This is a genomic window from Desulfosporosinus sp. BICA1-9 (genome assembly GCF_000802135.1).
Map to the genome: position 1 here is coordinate 17082 of NZ_JUEE01000015.1, position 17397 is coordinate 34478.

At 44.6% G+C, this 17397-nt stretch carries 16 protein-coding genes; 15 read left to right on the plus strand and 1 reads right to left on the minus strand.

Annotated features, from left to right (window positions below; genetic code table 11):
• Positions 1-37: 37 nt before the first annotated feature.
• The 12 genes from dapF to JL57_RS01415 all read left to right on the plus strand — a co-directional run bounded on the left by dapF (position 38) and on the right by JL57_RS01415 (position 11243).
• Entirely contained in the window at positions 38-886 is an 849-nt protein-coding gene (gene dapF, locus JL57_RS01360; protein WP_291299569.1) for a diaminopimelate epimerase, read from the plus strand.
• A 45-nt stretch (positions 887-931) separates the two neighbouring features.
• Entirely contained in the window at positions 932-2104 is a 1173-nt protein-coding gene (locus JL57_RS01365) for an LL-diaminopimelate aminotransferase (protein WP_034140261.1), read from the plus strand.
• A gap of 298 nt (positions 2105-2402) precedes the next feature.
• Complete coding sequence (locus JL57_RS01370; RefSeq protein ID WP_034140262.1) at positions 2403-3281, plus strand: YicC/YloC family endoribonuclease; 879 nt, start codon at positions 2403-2405, stop codon at positions 3279-3281.
• A 13-nt stretch (positions 3282-3294) separates the two neighbouring features.
• Positions 3295-3570, plus strand: a complete 276-nt coding sequence (gene remA / locus JL57_RS01375; RefSeq protein ID WP_034140263.1) for an extracellular matrix/biofilm regulator RemA — start codon at positions 3295-3297, stop codon at positions 3568-3570.
• A gap of 9 nt (positions 3571-3579) precedes the next feature.
• Positions 3580-4185 carry a guanylate kinase gene (gene gmk / locus JL57_RS01380; RefSeq protein WP_034140264.1) on the plus strand — a complete coding sequence of 202 codons (606 nt, stop codon included), beginning with the start codon at positions 3580-3582 and terminating at the stop codon, positions 4183-4185.
• Positions 4185-4391 (plus strand): DNA-directed RNA polymerase subunit omega, encoded by a 207-nt coding sequence (gene rpoZ, locus JL57_RS01385; RefSeq protein ID WP_034140265.1) that lies wholly within the window; start codon positions 4185-4187, stop codon positions 4389-4391. Before gmk ends, rpoZ begins: the two co-directional genes overlap by 1 nt.
• A 4-nt stretch (positions 4392-4395) precedes the next feature.
• Complete coding sequence (gene coaBC / locus JL57_RS01390) at positions 4396-5604, plus strand: bifunctional phosphopantothenoylcysteine decarboxylase/phosphopantothenate--cysteine ligase CoaBC (RefSeq protein WP_034140266.1); 1209 nt, start codon at positions 4396-4398, stop codon at positions 5602-5604.
• 5 nt (positions 5605-5609) lie between these two features.
• A complete protein-coding gene (metK, locus tag JL57_RS01395) occupies positions 5610-6800 on the plus strand; it encodes a methionine adenosyltransferase (RefSeq protein WP_034140267.1) in 1191 nt (396 codons plus the stop codon).
• 290 nt (positions 6801-7090) lie between these two features.
• A complete protein-coding gene (locus tag JL57_RS01400; protein WP_045691233.1) occupies positions 7091-8398 on the plus strand; it encodes a phenylacetate--CoA ligase family protein in 1308 nt (435 codons plus the stop codon).
• Positions 8399-8483: 85 nt separating this feature from the next.
• Positions 8484-9173 (plus strand): IS607 family transposase, encoded by a 690-nt coding sequence (locus JL57_RS01405; protein ID WP_034140268.1) that lies wholly within the window; start codon positions 8484-8486, stop codon positions 9171-9173.
• Positions 9130-10584: an IS200/IS605 family element transposase accessory protein TnpB gene (locus JL57_RS01410; RefSeq protein WP_034140269.1), complete on the plus strand. Its 1455-nt coding sequence runs from the start codon at positions 9130-9132 to the stop codon at positions 10582-10584. The genes JL57_RS01405 and JL57_RS01410 overlap by 44 nt, the downstream gene beginning before the upstream one ends.
• A gap of 257 nt (positions 10585-10841) precedes the next feature.
• Positions 10842-11243 carry an ACT domain-containing protein gene (locus JL57_RS01415; protein WP_034140270.1) on the plus strand — a complete coding sequence of 134 codons (402 nt, stop codon included), beginning with the start codon at positions 10842-10844 and terminating at the stop codon, positions 11241-11243.
• A gap of 144 nt (positions 11244-11387) precedes the next feature.
• Here the strand turns inward: JL57_RS01415 and JL57_RS01420 are convergent, their stop codons facing one another.
• A complete protein-coding gene (locus JL57_RS01420) occupies positions 11388-12617 on the minus strand; it encodes a solute carrier family 23 protein (protein WP_034140271.1) in 1230 nt (409 codons plus the stop codon).
• Between the two features lie 327 nt (positions 12618-12944).
• Between JL57_RS01420 and priA the strand changes: the two genes are divergently transcribed.
• The 3 genes from priA to fmt all read left to right on the plus strand — a co-directional run bounded on the left by priA (position 12945) and on the right by fmt (position 17379).
• Positions 12945-15239 carry a primosomal protein N' gene (priA, locus tag JL57_RS01425; protein WP_034140272.1) on the plus strand — a complete coding sequence of 765 codons (2295 nt, stop codon included), beginning with the start codon at positions 12945-12947 and terminating at the stop codon, positions 15237-15239.
• 135 nt (positions 15240-15374) lie between these two features.
• Positions 15375-15827: a peptide deformylase gene (gene def / locus JL57_RS01430; protein ID WP_034140273.1), complete on the plus strand. Its 453-nt coding sequence runs from the start codon at positions 15375-15377 to the stop codon at positions 15825-15827.
• Positions 15828-16431: 604 nt separating this feature from the next.
• A complete protein-coding gene (fmt, locus tag JL57_RS01435; protein WP_034140274.1) occupies positions 16432-17379 on the plus strand; it encodes a methionyl-tRNA formyltransferase in 948 nt (315 codons plus the stop codon).
• Positions 17380-17397 lie beyond the last annotated feature (18 nt).

Consider the following 17397-nt stretch of genomic DNA (forward strand, 5'->3'; position numbering starts at 1 on the left):
AATGCGTATGATGGAAAAACAAGAGGGGGGAAGCACAGTGGAATTCTTAAAAATGCATGGTCTGGGAAATGATTTTGTTTTCCTGGACCATTTTTCTGTTACTTTGGACGGAGATGCGGATTACCCCGAATTGGCCAAGAAGCTCTGTCACCGTCAATTTGGAATAGGAGGAGACGGATTAGTCGTAATTCTGCCTTCGAAGGTTGCAGATGCCCGGATGCGGATCATTAATTCAGACGGATCTGAACCTGAAATGTGCGGTAATGGCATCCGATGTTTCGCGAGATATGTATACGATCAAGGGATTGTAAGACATAATCCAATGAAAGTAGAAACCCTCGCTGGTGTCTTGACGATTCATCTAAATATCAAAGATGCTCAGGTTCAAGGGGTGCGAGTAGATATGGGAGAGCCCATTTTGCGGGCAGACCTCATTCCAGTTTTAGTACAAGGGGAACCTGTGGTGGGAGAGACCCTTGAAGTGTTGGGGAAAACGTTCCAATATACTGCCGTATCTATGGGGAATCCGCACTGTGTTATCTTTGTGGAGGATCTTGCTACGCTGGATTTTGAGCGTCTTGGCCCGGCGATTGAGAAGCATTCTTTGTTTCCACGTAAGACCAATGTCGAGTTTATAAAGGTCAATTCCCCTCAGGATATGACCATGAAAGTTTGGGAACGGGGAGCCGGACCGACACTAGCCTGCGGGACAGGTGCTTGCGCTTCTGCAGTTGCTGCCGTGCTCAATCAAAAGACAGAACGCACAGTGACAGTTCATCTACCGGGGGGAGATTTATTGATTGAATGGGGATTAGACAATCACATCTATATGACCGGCCCAGCGACGTATGTGTTTAAGGGTGAATGGTTGGAGCCAATGGAATAATGAATTTTGAAATGGAAAATGGTTTGTAGGAGGATTTATCGTACTATGGAAGAAGCCCAACGAATTAAAGCATTGCCTCCTTATTTATTTGCTCGGATTGATGAAAAAATTGCGAATGCGAAGGCAAAAGGTGTGGATGTCATTAGTCTTGGCATCGGAGATCCCGATCTTCCAACCCCAGATCATATCATTGATGAGCTTGTAAAAGCAGCGCGTAATCCGGAGAATCATCGTTATCCATCTTACGCAGGAATGTTGGAGTTTCGTCAAGCGGTGGCGGAGTGGTATAAACGACGCTCAAATATTGTCCTTGATCCCAAAAAAGAAGTGGTTACTCTCATCGGATCTAAAGAGGGGATTGCGCACATTGCGTTTTGTTATTTGAACCCAGGTGATGTAGCCTTGATTCCGGATCCTGGGTATCCTGTCTATGGCGTAGGGACCTTACTGGCAGGAGGAGTTCCTTATACTATGCCGCTTAAGGAAGAAAACGGCTTTTTGCCTGATTTAGAGGGGATTCCAGAAGAGGTTGCGCAGAAGGCTAAACTCATGTTCTTGAATTACCCCAATAACCCTACTGGTGCAGTTGCAGATGAAAGCTTCTATTTAAAGGCCATTGCCTTTGCTGAAAAATACGATATTATTATTTGCCATGATGGGCCTTATTCGGAAATTGCGTTTAAAGGCTATAAGCCTTTGAGCTTTCTTGAGGTTCCAGGGGCCATAGACGTTGGGATTGAATTCCATTCAATGTCAAAAACCTACAATATGACGGGTTGGAGGATTGGTTGGGCTGCAGGAAATGCAAGGGTTATCGAGGCGCTAGGCCGTATTAAATCGAACATTGATTCAGGGGTTTTTCAGGCAGTACAAAAAGCTTCCATCAAAGGGCTTTTGGGAAGTCAGGAAATAATCCAAGAACTTTGTAAGATCTATCAAGAACGACAAGATATAGTGATTGAAGGGTTGACTGCCTTAGGGTGGAATGTGGAAAGGCCGAAGGCGACAATCTATATTTGGCCTAAAGTACCCAAAGGATTTACCTCAACGTCTTTCTGCGAGTTAGTTTTAGATAAAGCCGGTGTGGTACTTACCCCTGGCAATGGTTATGGAGAATATGGTGAGGGTTACTTCCGTATATCTTTGACCATTGGTACGGAACGACTTAGGGAGGCATTAACGCGAATTAGGGAAACTTTAGGAAAATTTGAATTTTAGTATTACTACCAATATCTACGATTCTTAATTAGACATCGGAAAACCTCCATTCGTGAGGGGAAAAGTTTTAGGGGGCTGCTCGTCTGCAGCCCCCTAAAACTTTTTCATTAAACTATTCAATTTCTGCAGAGTTATCATTTTTTAGGAAGGCACCGTTGAGTTCTCATAATTTATAAGGTTATAGGTTATATATCTAATCTGGTATAATATATAAGAAAGAAGTTTAGAGGCATATTAAAGATAGTGTTTCATTAAATAGGGGGTGAATGACCTGGTTGATTGATTCGCCAGGTGACATATGGCAAATAGTATGACTGGATTTGGCCGAGGAGAGGCAAGTGGAAGTGGTTATCAAGTATCTATTGAACTGAAATCTGTTAATCATCGTTTTTTGGAGATTGTAGTAAGGACCCCGCGCAACTATAGCAGCTTTGAGGAACGGATCCGTAAAATGCTTCAAGAAAAGTACCAACGCGGTAGGATTGAAGTATATCTTAATGTGGTGGAAACAGAAGGACGAAAGAGATTGGCGAAGGTTGACAATGATTTGGCACTGTCGTATGATAAGACATTGAAAGATCTCTCTTTAGCTCTACATACAGCGTATGAAACAGATATTTACCGTTTAGTCTCTTTACCAGAGGTTCTCTCGGTTGAGGAGCCTGTCATCGATCTGGATGCTTTATGGGGGGTATGTGCCGAAGCCCTTTTTAAGGCTTCTGAAGGATTCGGGCAAATGCGCCGTACTGAAGGAGGAAAGTTGACAGTCGATCTACTTCAAAGGCTCGATCTCATCAGTGAGCATCTGCAAACAATAGCTGAGCGCGCACCGTTTGTCGTAACAGATTACCAAGAACGTTTACAGGAACGACTTCAGACAATCTTGGGCGAGGTTGAATTGGATGGGGCTCGATTGGCAAACGAAGTTTTATATTTTGCGGATCGTGCCTCGATCACGGAAGAATTGGTTCGTTTTGACAGTCATCTAGCTCAAGGTCGGGAAGCCTTGGGAAGTCAAGATCCGGTCGGTCGTAAACTCGACTTTTTAGTTCAAGAAATGAATCGCGAAATCAATACTATTGGATCTAAAGCGAATGATTTAAGGATTGGCCAACAGGTGGTTAGTGTCAAAACTGAATTGGAAAAGATTCGCGAACAAATCCAAAACTTAGAGTAATGGAGGATTCAACGTGGACATTAAGCTCATTAACATAGGGTTTGGCAATATTGTCTCTGCCAATCGAATTATATCCATCGTGAGTCCGGAATCCGCCCCGATTAAACGTATTATCCAAGAAGCTCGAGATACAGGTATGCTGATCGATGCTACTTATGGACGGCGTACACGTGCCGTGATTATCTGTGACAGTCATCATGTGATTCTTTCTGCCGTTCAGCCTGAAACAGTGGCTCACCGTCTTTCTGCGAAAGAGTCAACTACCCACGCTGAAGACCCGGCAGATTAGGGGTGTAGTGTGGAAAAAGGTCATGGATTATTAATCATACTTTCAGGTCCTTCTGGAGCGGGCAAGGGGACGCTTTGCCAAGAATTGCTTCGCCAGGTACCCAATTTAAAATATTCTGTCTCTATGACGACGCGGTCGCCTCGCCCTGGTGAAGTGGAAGGGATTCATTATTTCTTTCGCCCACAGACAGAATTTGAAGCCTTGATTGCCGTTGATGAATTATTAGAATGGGCATCGTTTTGCGATAATTATTATGGAACGCCACGATTTGCTGTTGAACAGGCGATTCAAGAAGGACAGGATGTCATTTTAGAGATCGAAATTCAAGGTGCATTACAAGTCAAAAAGCGGTTTCCTCAAGGTGTCTTTACGTTTATTGTCCCGCCTTCTTTGGATATTCTAGCTGAACGCATTCACAAACGGGGAACTGAGACGGAGGCTGTCATTCAGAAACGCTTAGCCACCGCAATACAGGAACTGGAATATGTGAGTGAGTATGACTATGTAGTCATCAATGATGAAGTTCCTGTGGCTGTCGATAAACTTAAGAGTATTTTAGTGGCAGAAAAATGCCGGGTTAAACGAAAACCGTTTGTTTTTAAGGGGGAATATTAATGAAACAACCGTCACTTGATGTGCTTATGGGTAAAGTCGATAGCAAGTATACATTAGTCATCGTGGTTGCCAAACGGGCGCGAACGATTATGGAAGAAGCTAAGCATGAGGATTTAGCTAAGGGTATGAAGCCAGTGAGTATTTCATTGGAGGAGATTTCACACTCTAAATTCAGCTATGAGTGTACCCCTGAAGAGGAAGTGTAATATTATGTTTACTGGGAGGAAAATCCTTGTCGGGGTCACCGGTGGAATTGCAGCTTACAAAGCGGCGGAAGTCGTTAGCCGCTTAAGAAAATTGAACGCTGAGGTCCATGTCGCGATGACAAAATCTGCGACAGAATTTATTACTCCCCTTACACTGCGGAGCCTTTCGGCAAATCCGGTGTACGTAGACATGTTTGACGAACCGAAGCATTGGAATGTGGAGCATATCGCCCTAGCGGAGCATATCGATGCAGTCATAGTTGCTCCGGCCACGGCCAATATATTAGCTAAGATGACAACTGGCTTAGCCGATGATTTTCTTTCAACGGTTCTATTGGCAACACGTGTACCCATCTTTGTGGCACCGGCCATGAACCAGGCCATGTATCATCATCCAGCCACTCAAGCTAACCTGACACGTCTCCAAGAGCGCGGGATAAAGATCATTGGCCCTGGCACTGGTTTTCAAGCGTGTGGCACCGAAGGGGTTGGTCGCATGAGTGAAGCGATCGAGATCGTGGAGTCCTTAGCACAGTTTTTCTCTGGGTCGGATTGGTTGAAGGGTAAGAAGGTGCTTGTGACGGCTGGAGGAACTCAAGAACCGCTTGATCCGGTTCGTTATCTGGGTAACCGAAGTTCTGGACGAATGGGATATGCCATTGCTCAGGCCTTACAAGAGGTAGGCGCGGAGACAGTTCTCATTAGTGCACCTACGGATTTGCCAACTCCGCAGGGAGTGACAAGGGTATCAGTGCAGACAGCTCTGGAAATGTACGATGCAGTTTTGGAGCGTTTCCCTGAGGTAGATGTTGTTATCAAAGCAGCAGCCGTAGCGGATTATCGACCTGCGGTTCTTGCTGAGCAAAAGATTAAAAAGGATGGGACAAACCGTACGCTAGAGTTAGTTCCTAACCCGGATATACTTGCGGAACTTGGGCGCAAGAAAACATCTCAAATTTTGATTGGGTTCGCTGCGGAGACGGAGAATCTGATGGCTAATGCCCAAGCTAAAATGCTCAGAAAGAACGTCAATCTCTTGGTAGCCAATGATGTTACCAAGCAGGGAGCCGGCTTTGGTAGTCCAACAAACATTGTCAGTTTTCTCTTTCCCGATGGAAGAAGAATAGATTTTCCTCAAATGAGCAAACTGGAGGTTGCACGGAATCTCGTTGGTGAAATTGCCAACCTCCTCGGCGTAAAAACAAAGGAGTGAAATAATTGGTCAGAAAATTATTTACATCAGAGTCTGTGACAGAAGGGCATCCGGATAAGATCTGTGACCAGATTTCAGATGCTATTTTGGATGCGATTTTTGCCTTAGATCCTAATGCCCGAGTTGCTTGTGAAACAACTGTTACGACAGGATTAGTTCTTGTCGCTGGTGAAATTACAACCTCGTGTTATGTGGATATTCCACATGTGGTACGGGAGACAATCCGGAAAGTGGGGTATACCCGTGCCAAATATGGCTTTGACGCCGATACTTGCGCTGTCTTAACCTCAATCGGAGAACAATCTGCGGATATCGCTCTGGGCGTGGATCGGGCCTTGGAAGCAAAAACGGGGGATATGAGTGATAGTGATATTGAAGCGATCGGAGCCGGTGACCAAGGAATGATGTTCGGCTATGCAACGAATGAAACCGAAAGCTACATGCCAGTTCCCATCGATTTAGCTCACCGTTTAGCACGTCGGCTTAGTGAGATGCGTAAATCAGATCTTTTAAACTATTTGCGTCCGGATGGGAAAACCCAGGTGACTGTGGAATACGAGGACAACAAACCGATTAGGGTAGATACCATCGTAATATCTACTCAGCATCATCCGGATGTAACTCAAGATCAAATACGCCGCGATTTACTTCAATATGTTGTGTACCCAACGGTTCCCAAAGAACTACTTGATGAAGACACGAAGTATTTTATCAACCCAACGGGGCGTTTCGTGATTGGTGGTCCTCAAGGGGATTGCGGACTGACGGGACGTAAAATCATTGTGGACACTTATGGCGGGATGGCACGCCATGGCGGCGGCGCTTTCTCTGGCAAAGACCCCACAAAGGTTGACCGTTCGGCTGCTTATGCTGCACGATACGTGGCTAAAAATGTTGTAGCTGCTGGATTGGCTGACCGTTGCGAACTACAAATTGCTTACGCTATCGGTGTGGCCCGCCCGGTATCTGTCTCTATTGAGACGTTTGGGACCGGTAAATTGCCTAATGATAAGATCGTGGAGTTGATCATGCAGACCTTTGACTTGCGACCAGCGGGTATTATCAAAGCCTTGGATCTCCGTCGACCCATCTATCATCAAACGGCAGCCTATGGACATTTCGGAAGAACAGACCTCGACCTGCCCTGGGAAAGAATGGACAAGGCTGAAACCCTGCGCAAATTAGCAGGACTATAAGGTTTAATTTTAAAACTATGGAAGGAGCCCCTCAGCAGTTCAACTTGAACTGCTGAGGGGCTCCTCATATTATCTACTGATTGTAAACCTATTTATTTACAATTAATGCCCCCTGCTGTATGCCTGGATAGATAAAATCGCCGCCAAGTATCCTAGGCAATGAGGAAAATAAGTGGAATGAAAACCAAAACTGTAGTATATTAGATCATATAATTGCGCTCTAAGGGTAGTGTGTTATAGTAATAAGCATAATTAATAGGCGAATTTTTATAAAAGTAGGAGATGGGGTAATGGACATAGCAGATAAAGTGTCTAAGGTAACAGAGTCTACAGAGAAACAATGGCTAGCGGGTCTTCAAAAAACGGTGAAGCGAGTATGGCCTATCCCCCATTATCAAGAAAGCTATGGTGCTGTAGGAATAACCCAAGCAGCGGATATTAAGTCACTCAGAGATTTTCAGAGACTTCCTTTAACGACAAAAGAAGATTTGCGCAAGAATTATCCCTTTGGACTTTTTGCCGAACCGATGGAAAATATTGTGCGTCTTCACGCCTCCTCGGGAACAACGGGTAAGCCGACTGTTGTAGGGTATACTAGCCAGGATATTTCGTTATGGGCAAAGATTGTGGCCAATGAACTGAGACGAGTCGGTGTAACAAAAAAGGACGTTGTTCAAATTGCTTACGGATACGGCTTGTTTACTGGGGGGATGGGACTGCACTATGGTTGCGAGGAACTTGGTGCTATAGTAGTTCCTATTTCTGGAGGTAATACAGCTCGACAGCTAATGCTAATGAGGGATTTCGGTACAACTGTTTTGGCCTGCACCCCTTCTTATGCTTTATATCTAGCGGAGAGTCTAGAGGAATCGGGAATTTCCCGTGATGAGTTAAAGTTGAAAATCGGGGTCTTCGGTGCAGAGCCATGGTCAGAAGGAATGAGAGAACAAATCGAGACGCGATTGGGCATCAAAGCTTATGATATTTATGGACTCAGCGAAATCATGGGACCGGGTGTTGCTTTAGAATGTCCAGCCCAAAATGGATTACATATTGACGAGCATTTTTATCCGGAAGTCTTAGATGGAGAAGGAAATCCACTCCCTGTCGGCGAACGAGGAGAACTAGTGATTACCAGCTTAGAAAAACAGGGATTTCCGGTTTTGCGCTATCGAACCAAGGATTTGACCAAGTTGCGTTATGGTAGGTGTTCTTGCGGACATATCGGATGGACAATGGAACGTGTTACAGCTCGAGTAGACGATATGTTAATCATTCGGGGAGTTAATGTCTTTCCTAGTCAAGTTGAAGAGGCAATTCTTTCTTCGGGTGGTTTTGAACCGCACTATCTGTTGGTCGTTTATCGCGCTGGGAACTTAGATCAACTAGAAGTCCAAGTGGAAGTTAATGAAACGAGCTTCTTTGATGAAGTCCGTGAATTAGAAGAACGTCAACAACGTTTACAAAAAAGAATAGAGGAAATCTTGGGAATCTCGGTCCGCATACGCCTAGTTGAACCTAAGAGCATACCGCGGAGTGAGGGCAAGGCTATTCGGGTTATTGACAAACGTAATAAGGAGGTAGTAGCTGTTGTTTAATATCTAGACATTTCTATTTAATTATAAACATTTCTACTATTTATTAGTCGTTGTATGTGGTAAAATATAGTAGAGGTGACTAAGAATGCAAAACAATTTAATAGATATAAGTGAAGCATCTCAACGGTTGGGTGTTACAATAGCAACTCTTCGACGGTGGGATACATCGGGTAAACTAAAATCGGTGAGGACTTTTGGAAATCATCGGCGCTACCGACTTGAAGAAATTGAAGCACTTGTTAATCCCACCGTCGATGTGCCATCGACACAGAAAAGAGCCTTTATTTATTGTCGAGTTTCCACTAAAAAACAACAAGAAAGTGGCAATCTTCAACGACAACGAGAGCGTTTAATCCAGTATTGCCAGGATAAGCATTACACGGTGGTTACCCTATATGAAGAAGTCGCTAGTGGACTTAACGACCATCGCAGGGAACTTACGAAACTGTTAAGAAATTTAAGAGATGTTGATGTTGTTGTGGTGGAGTATGCTGATAGATTGGCTCGGTTTGGCTACTCTTATCTAAAGGAATTCGCAGCATCTTTCAACGTCGAGATTGAAACGATTGAACAAGGTGTGAAGTTGCAACCAAATGAAGAAATGGTCAATGACTTAGTGAGTATTGTCACCTGTTTTAGTACAAGACTCTACGGTGCCAGGGGTGGAAGAAAGCTCAAGCAGACGATTGTACAAACCTTAGAGAAACTGGACCAGAATAGAGGTGAGCCCGATGAAAACGACGATGAAAGCGATTCTAATAGACCTCACAAGTGAGCAAAAGGCGCTATTAGATCACATGATGCTCGTTTTCTGTACGGCAGTTCGCTACTCATTCAAGCGACAACTCGAAGGTCAGGTGATCGGTGATCTGGAGAGAGTTGTGGCGCATAAGTACAATTTGAATATACGACAAGCTAAAGACGCTGTGGAATCGGCGAGGCAGACTATTGTGTCACAGCATGTACTCGTCAAGCTCTACCATGAAGACTATACGAAAAAGGTTGAGGCACTTGTTAAGAAACTTAAAAACCCGAAGCTATCTGTTCGCAAGGTCAAAGCATTAACTTCAAAATTAGCAAAACGTCAGCGCAAGCTAAGCTATTGGACGGTGCTCAAAGAGAGTAAGACCTTTCCGCCGGTTACGTTTGGCACTAAAGAAATGTTTCTTAGGCGGTGCAAAGGTTTGATCACAAAGAAGGAATGGAATGACCGCAGGAACAACCGTTTTTACAGTCGTGGTGATAAATCGAAGGGCGGTAATCCGAATTTAAGGGTAGTCTTTAAGGAGGAAGCTGGTTTTTTGGAAGTCTCTACGTTTGAAAAAACACCCAAGAATAGAGCAATCAAAGTACTAATTCCGATTTACCTACCTCAAAAACTGTCTAAGAAGACTGGTAATGTCAACGGCATTCCTTATAGGCAATTGTTTATGGATTCGTTAGAACGAGGTGAAGCCTACCAAGTGGAGTTACTTAAACGAGAAGGTAACTATTATGCTCACATTACGTTTGATGAACTTGAAGCGAAGGTTATCTATACTGGACACCTCAGTGTGATTGGTACCGATACAAATCCCAATGGATTTGGACTCACCGAGGTTGGTATCAATGGCAACTACAAGGGCCACACTTATTTAAAGCAGCATGAATTAACCTTCTGTCGCGGTAATCGGCGGACAAACTTATGTGGTGAGCTTGTAGCTCAGGCAGTTGACAAGGCAGAGAAACATCATTGCGGGATGGCTGCGGAGAACTTGAAGTTTAAGGACGACCTTGATGTAGCAAGTAAGTTGGCGAGAGTCAATCATCAGTTTGTTTATTCAACGCTACTTCAAATGTTGGAACGACGATGCCTACGCCATGGTGTTGAATTTATAAAAATAAAGCCTCAATTCACAAGTAAAATTGGTTTGTATAAGTATTGTCACCAGTACGGTTTGGCTGTTCACAATGGTGCTGCTTTAGTTATTGCAAGACGAAGTTACGGTTTAAAAGAAGCTGTACCAAAACTTCTTCAGGATAAATTAGTACTTGAGAAAAAACTGGTCGCTTTTAAAAAAATGAACGCATGGGGTCAGTGGAGTGAAATTAGTAAACAAGTAACGAAATTATTTAAGAAACGAAAGGAAGTGAACACACCTGGTTTATGGCTAGTGCGTAGGAAAGAACTACTGGGGATTGCTTAACAATTGAACTTAAAATAAACCACTGCACAAGTACACTTAGTTGAAAGGCTTGTGCGGAGTGACCTTTAAGGGCGACTAACAGTCGCACATCTGATGTACTTAATGGATGTCGTGCTCCAAAGGCTCGCGGATGTTTGATACGAAAGTATTAACCCTAGTAGCTGAATCCTGTGATGCTACCACTTTGTTTAGTCGGCAAAGTGAAGATACTGGGCAAATGTATAGAATTGTTCAGTTTTTAGAAACCAGGGGTAAACGTGTTACAATTATCAATTTTTCTGGAAAATGCTAAAGGACGATTAGCTGAGGTCATCAGCCTCTTAGCTGAACTAAAGGTAAATTTAAGGGCCCTGTCGCTAGCCGACACCAAAGATTATGGAGTGTTACGGATTATCGTGGATGAACCTGAAGTGACAGCGGAGAAATTACGTGAACGAAAAGTGGTTGTTTCCTTGACCCCGGTATGGGTTCTAATGGTCCCAGATCGCACGGGTGGATTAGCTGAGGTACTCAATCTGCTCGTCCAACAGGATGTGATCGTGGAGTATATGTATGCGTTCGTTGAGGCGAAGGAGCAGAAAGCTCAAGTTGTTCTGCGAGTTCAGGACAAGGAGATCATGGAAAAGGCCGTGAGGATGCTTAATTTGCCTGTAAGTTAGGGGCGGAAGAAACAAGGTCTTAGTTAATACATTGAACTCTCTGTGGGAACGTCCCTAATTGTGAGAGAAAAATAAAGCAAGAGGCTCTTGCGTACATAGAGCCTCTTGCTTTATTTTGTTATTCTATTTGCCTTAATTGCTTTCCTATTTCTTCCCAGGGCTTGAAGTTTTGATGTGCTGAGATTGCCCCTGAAGTACGAGGTTTAGGGTTATCCCAACGATGGTCGCCCAAGCTACTCCGTGTTCTTTCAACCCAATCCCGAGCGCGAAGATGACGGAAGCGATGATGAGGTTTTTAGTATCAGAAAAATCAACTTTAGCTTCAATAAGAGTACGTAATCCTGCTGCGCCGATCATACCGAAGAGGAGGATTGTGACCCCGCCCATGACGGATATGGGGATGGACATGATAGCGGCTTGTAAAGGGTTAATCATACTGAAGATTATTGCTAGGATTGCGGCAATCCAGATGTTGAAGGTGCTGTATACTTTTGTTACGGCAAGTACCCCTATGTTCTCGCCATAGGTGGTGACAGGAGGACCACCGAGGAAGCTGGCTACGGCGGTAGCTAAACCATTACCGAGGAGGACTCGATGAAATCCGGGTTTTTTTATGGGGTCGGAATGAGTAATGTTTCCTAGAACGATCATATGTCCCAAATCTTCAATGATCGTAACCAAAGCTAGAGGAGCCATCACTAAAATTGCCATTTTATCTAGGCTGGGCAGTTGGAAATCGCTTCCCATTGCGACGGGGAAAACGAATAGTTGGCTAAAGGAGGCATAGAAGGGTTTTAAATCAACAAGGCCCATGACCGTTGCAACGATATAGCCAGCCACAATGGCCACAAGGATCGGGATAATCTTTAGAAAGCCCTTAGCATATACGGAAAGAAAAGCTGCAACAGCTAAAGTGAAGGAGGCAATATACCAATTGGCTGATGCCATGTCTACGGCTACTGGGGTTAGGCTTAAGCCGATGATGGCAACGACTGGCCCAGCAACGATAGGGGGAACAATAGTATGAATCCATCGGGTTCCAAAGGCAGCCATAAGAAGATATAGGATAATATACACCAAGCCGACAGCTAAAACTCCACCCATGGCTCCTGCAGTATTATTACTCTGAACAAAGGTGGTTAAAGCTGCAATGTAGGCAAAAGATGAACCAAGATAGGCAGGAACCTGACTTTTTGTTAATAATAAGAATATAATGGTACCTATCCCTGAAGAAAGGAGAGCCACTGACGGGCTGAGACCGGTTAAAAATGGGACAAGGACTGTGGCACCAAACATAGCAAAGACATGTTGTAGGCCGAGAGGGATCGCCTGGGCAAGGGGGAGTTTCTCGTGAATTTGAACTTCTGTAGACATAGAATAACCTCCTCTTTCTTAAACAAAAAACCTCTTCCCTGCCCGCAAGCAAGAAAGAGGTGTCCATGTCAACTCATGGTTCGCCATTCCCTTCTTAGTCTCACGGGACTAATTTAAAGGTGCAAGATTTAACTTTATTGAGCATATCATAATTCGTTCCATTTTGACAAGGGTATAAATAAACTGTGTCATAAAATTGTTGAGTTAAACTTATTATTTATAGGAGAAAGAATGTGATAAAAATGTAATGTGCGCGTGAATTTGGTATAATGTATTGACCAATCTTGACATTAGCGTATTGATGATTCTTCAATAAGGAGGCGTGTGATGTTTCGCTATGCTGAAGTCCTGATTGATGTAGCAAATCGGCGCCTGGATCAAAGTTATCATTATATAATTCCTGAGTATCTTAGTTTAAGGATCGGAATGAGAGTTGTCGTCTTTCTCCAGAACCGCAAAATACAAGGGCTCGTCGTGAATGTCACCAATGATCTGCCAATGGAACTGGAAAATATCACTCTTAAACCAGTGATTGAAATTATTGATGAGGGAAGTCTTGTTCCGCCGGAACTCATTGAACTGGCTCATTGGTTAGCCCAAACGACCATTTGTTCAGTTGCTCAAAGCTTACATACGGTTTGGCCGCTTCTTAAAGGAAAGATGGATGAGTGGATTATTCTCATTGCCTCGCTTGAGGATTCAGATGTACAGGCTTTAAAATGGCTGGATACGGAAGCTTATCGAGCAATTACAGTGCTGAATAGAGCAAGGAGTAAGGCTATTTCCCTAAAAGTCTTTTTAAAGAGAGCAGATATTTCTGGTGAGACACTCGATAAACTCCTCCACCAAGGTTGGGTGAAAAAAGAAACGCGTTTTGTGTCCCCTCATGGAGCAGGTACAACATCGCCAGTAGCTCATAAACAGGATAACGCTTTTCCTGAGGGAAACGAGGTCAAAGATCAGCGTTTTCCTAAGGGTAGAACCTATGAATTAACGTTGGAGCAAGCTGCAGCCGTGAGGAATGTGCTTACAGCTCTGGCAGAAGAGTCGTCTCAAACTATCTTGTTGCATGGTGTGACGGGCAGTGGAAAGACCGATGTTTACCTTGAGTTAATTTCTCAAGTATTAGCTCAAGGTGGAGATGCCATTCTTTTGGTACCCGAAATTTCCCTGACCTCTCAAGTAGCCCGATATTTCGAAACCCAATTTGGGGAGCAAGTTATTATCTTGCACTCGGGTTTACAACCGAGAGAAAAAATGAAAGCCTGGCAGGATATTTTGTCAGGGCGGAAACGAATTGTTATTGGGGCACGTTCTGCAGTGTTTGCACCTTTGCCACACTTGCGTCTGATTATTTTAGATGAAGAACATGATAGCGCTTATAAACAAGATGAGAATCCAAAATATCTCGCACGAGATGTTGCCCGTAAGCGGATGGAACAGAGAAAGGGTGTTGTCTTGCTGGGGAGTGCTACCCCTTCTCTTGAAGCCTATGCTGCAGCCCAATCAGGTAAAATCCGCATGCTGACCATGTCCTCACGGATCGGAGCCAGTGTTTTGCCAACCGTCGAAATCGTCGATATGCGTATGGAACTGCAAACGGGAAATCGGAGTATGTTTTCCCTGTCATTACAGCAGAAACTGCAGGAAAGACTGGCTCGGGGTGAGCAAACGATGCTTTTCCTGAATCGCCGAGGGTATTCAACCTTTGTGATTTGCCGAGAATGTGGGTATGTGGTCAGTTGCCCTAATTGTGATATTGCTTTGACCTATCATACTCAAGGGCAGGCCATGCGCTGTCATTATTGTAATCATCATGAGCTGCCCCCTCATACATGTCCGAATTGCGGCAGCCGCTATATCCGTTTTTTTGGGCAGGGGACTCAGCGAGTCGAAGAGGAACTACAGGTTTTATTACCAGAGGTTGCTATTTTGCGTTTGGATTTTGATACGACACGATCTAGAGAAGCCCATAGAGAGATATTAGAAAGCTTTCGTCGACAAGAAGCCGCGGTTTTAGTAGGGACTCAGATGATGGCCAAAGGCTTAGATTTTCCGAATGTCACATTAGTAGGGGTCATAGCGGCAGATCAAACCCTCAATATGCCGGATTTTCGGGCTAGGGAACGAACGTTTCAACTATTAACTCAGGTTGCCGGTCGAGCGGGTCGAAGCATCAAACCAGGTGAGGTTGTGGTTCAAACCTATTCTCCAATGGATGGTGCAGTCGTGATGGCAGCTCAGCATGATTACAAGGGGTTCTTTTGGGAGGAGATTCGCTATCGCAAAGAGCGCAAGTACCCACCTTACACCCATATCATTCGGGTTTTGCTGCTTCATGACAAGGAAGATCGAGTTATTAAAGGGGCAAATGATTTGGGAGCTTGCTTGCTGCAAGGACTGCAAGATCCTAAATTTGAAAACACTGGCTTAGATATTTTAGGACCTTCTCCTGCTGTATTGTCCAGGCTTAAAAATCAATGGAGATGGCAGATATCCGTCAAAGGAGCTCGGCAAGACGTGCTAAGAGCGTTCTTGCATCAAGGAGTTCAACAATTTTTTAAAACTCCTGCTAGCAATGGAATAGTTTTGAACATCGAAGTCAATCCTTTATCTATGTAAGTAAGTCAATTGCAGTGAATTAATGGGTTTCAGCGGACATAGATGTGAAAGTCCAAGAATCTGAGGCGAGTGTCCAACGGGGCTAAGTGATATATGACTAAAATACAATAGGATCAACGAAAGGGGTTAGTGGAAATGGCTGTGTATCAGATTGTAGAAATAGGTGCGGATGTACTGCGTGAAAAGGCAAAAGAGGTAAAAGAAATTAATGCGTCGATCATAAAACTTCTCGATAATATGATGGATACGATGGAGGATGCCGAAGGAGTGGGGATAGCTGCTCCTCAAATTGGAGTCTCCAAGCGAGTGATTATTGTTAAAGTGGAGGATGTGGTAGTGGAACTCGTTAATCCAGTCATTTTGGAAAAAGAGGGAGAGGCCGTCGCAGAAGAAGGATGCCTTAGCATACCGAAGATGACAGGAGATGTTGTGAGGGCTGCAAAAGTTCGCGTCCAGGGTTTAAATCGTCAAGGTGAAATGTGTGATATTTATGCAGACCGTTTATTAGCTCGCGCTTTACAACATGAGATTGATCATCTTGAAGGAATATTATTTGTCGATGTTGCTAAGAAAACGTATCGAAGCTAGCGGCGAGGAGCGTTTTTTTGCTGTGTTAACCCGTGCGAAGACAGTGTCTTATTCTGCCGTGATAACCCGTGCGAAGACGGTGTCTTCGTGTTCTGCACGCGTCTGCACGTTACACCGCTGACGAGCTGGACGGTTCACGAGCGCGTCCGAACCTCTGGGCATTCTGGCCGTATGCTATGCCATCCTTGGCGCATACGGCACTAGGAACATCGTGTTCCGTCGCATGTGCGCCGCTCCATGCCATCCTTGGCATCGCGGCATCAGTCCATCCATGGACAAGTCCCTGCGGCGCGCTACGGGGCACGAACCGTCAGAGCTCGTCTGGATCGCGTCTCTACTGAAGCATCCGCTTTGCAGAAAACGCTCCTCTGGGGTAGGGCTACGGAGAACGAATGTAGTCGCGCGGCAGAAAGGCGCTCCTCGGGCTTGGATTTCAGGTGAGGATTTCGAGCATCGATCATCGAATTCAGGACGCATCCGATTAGCCGAAAACGTTCCTTTGGGGTAGGGTTACTAAGAACGGATGTAGTCACTTGGTAGAAAGGCGTTCCTCGGGCCAGGTTGCGGACCTCGGACTACGAACTTCGCCGAAAGGAGAATTAGTATGCGGTTAGTTTTTATGGGTACACCGGATTATTCTGTACCGAGTTTGCGGGCCTTGGTGAGAGAGGGACATGATATTGTCGGTGTCTTTACTCAACCTGATCGACCAGCCGGACGAGGAAAGAACTTAAAACCTAGTTCCGTAAAAGTTGCTGCTCAGGAATTAGGATTGTCAGTTTTTCAACCTTTAAAAATAAAAACACCTGAGGAAATTCAATTGCTAAAGGATCTGGCCCCAGATAGTATTATTGTTGTTGCTTACGGACAGATTCTATCCAAGGATATTTTACAGATCCCTTTAAAAGGGTGTATTAACGTTCATGCTTCTCTACTTCCTGCTTACCGGGGGGCTGCCCCTATTCATTGGGCGCTGATGAAGGGGGAAACCCTAACAGGAGTAACCACGATGTTGATGGACGAAGGCTTAGATACGGGGGACATGTTGCTGAAACGAGAAATTGAAGTTTCTGAAGAGGCAACCACAGGCGAAATTCATGATCAATTAGCGACTTTGGGAGCGGAACTGCTGATAGAAACGTTGCAGGAGTTAGAATTGGGAAGATTAATTCAGAGACCACAAACAGGTGAAACAAATTATGCTCCCCTCCTGAAACGTGAACACGAACGCCTAGACTGGTCACGTAGCGCTGTTGATCTTCATCATCAAATCAGGGGTTTAAATCCTTGGCCGGGAGCCTACACGACCTTCAGAGGGGAGAATCTTAAGATTTGGCGAAGTGCTCCTTTTCTGACCGTCGAAAAGAGTTCGGAACTAACAACTCCGGGACAAATTATCCAACTCAGCGGAGATGGTTTGCTGGTGCAGACAGGGGAAGGAATCTTGCGGATTTTGGAAGTCCAACCAGCAGGAAAACGTAGTATGCCTGCCAAAAGTTTTTTCATGGGTCGACACGGTGAGGCTGGAGAACAATTTGGGAAAATAGATTAGTGGACTCTTCAGTAAAGC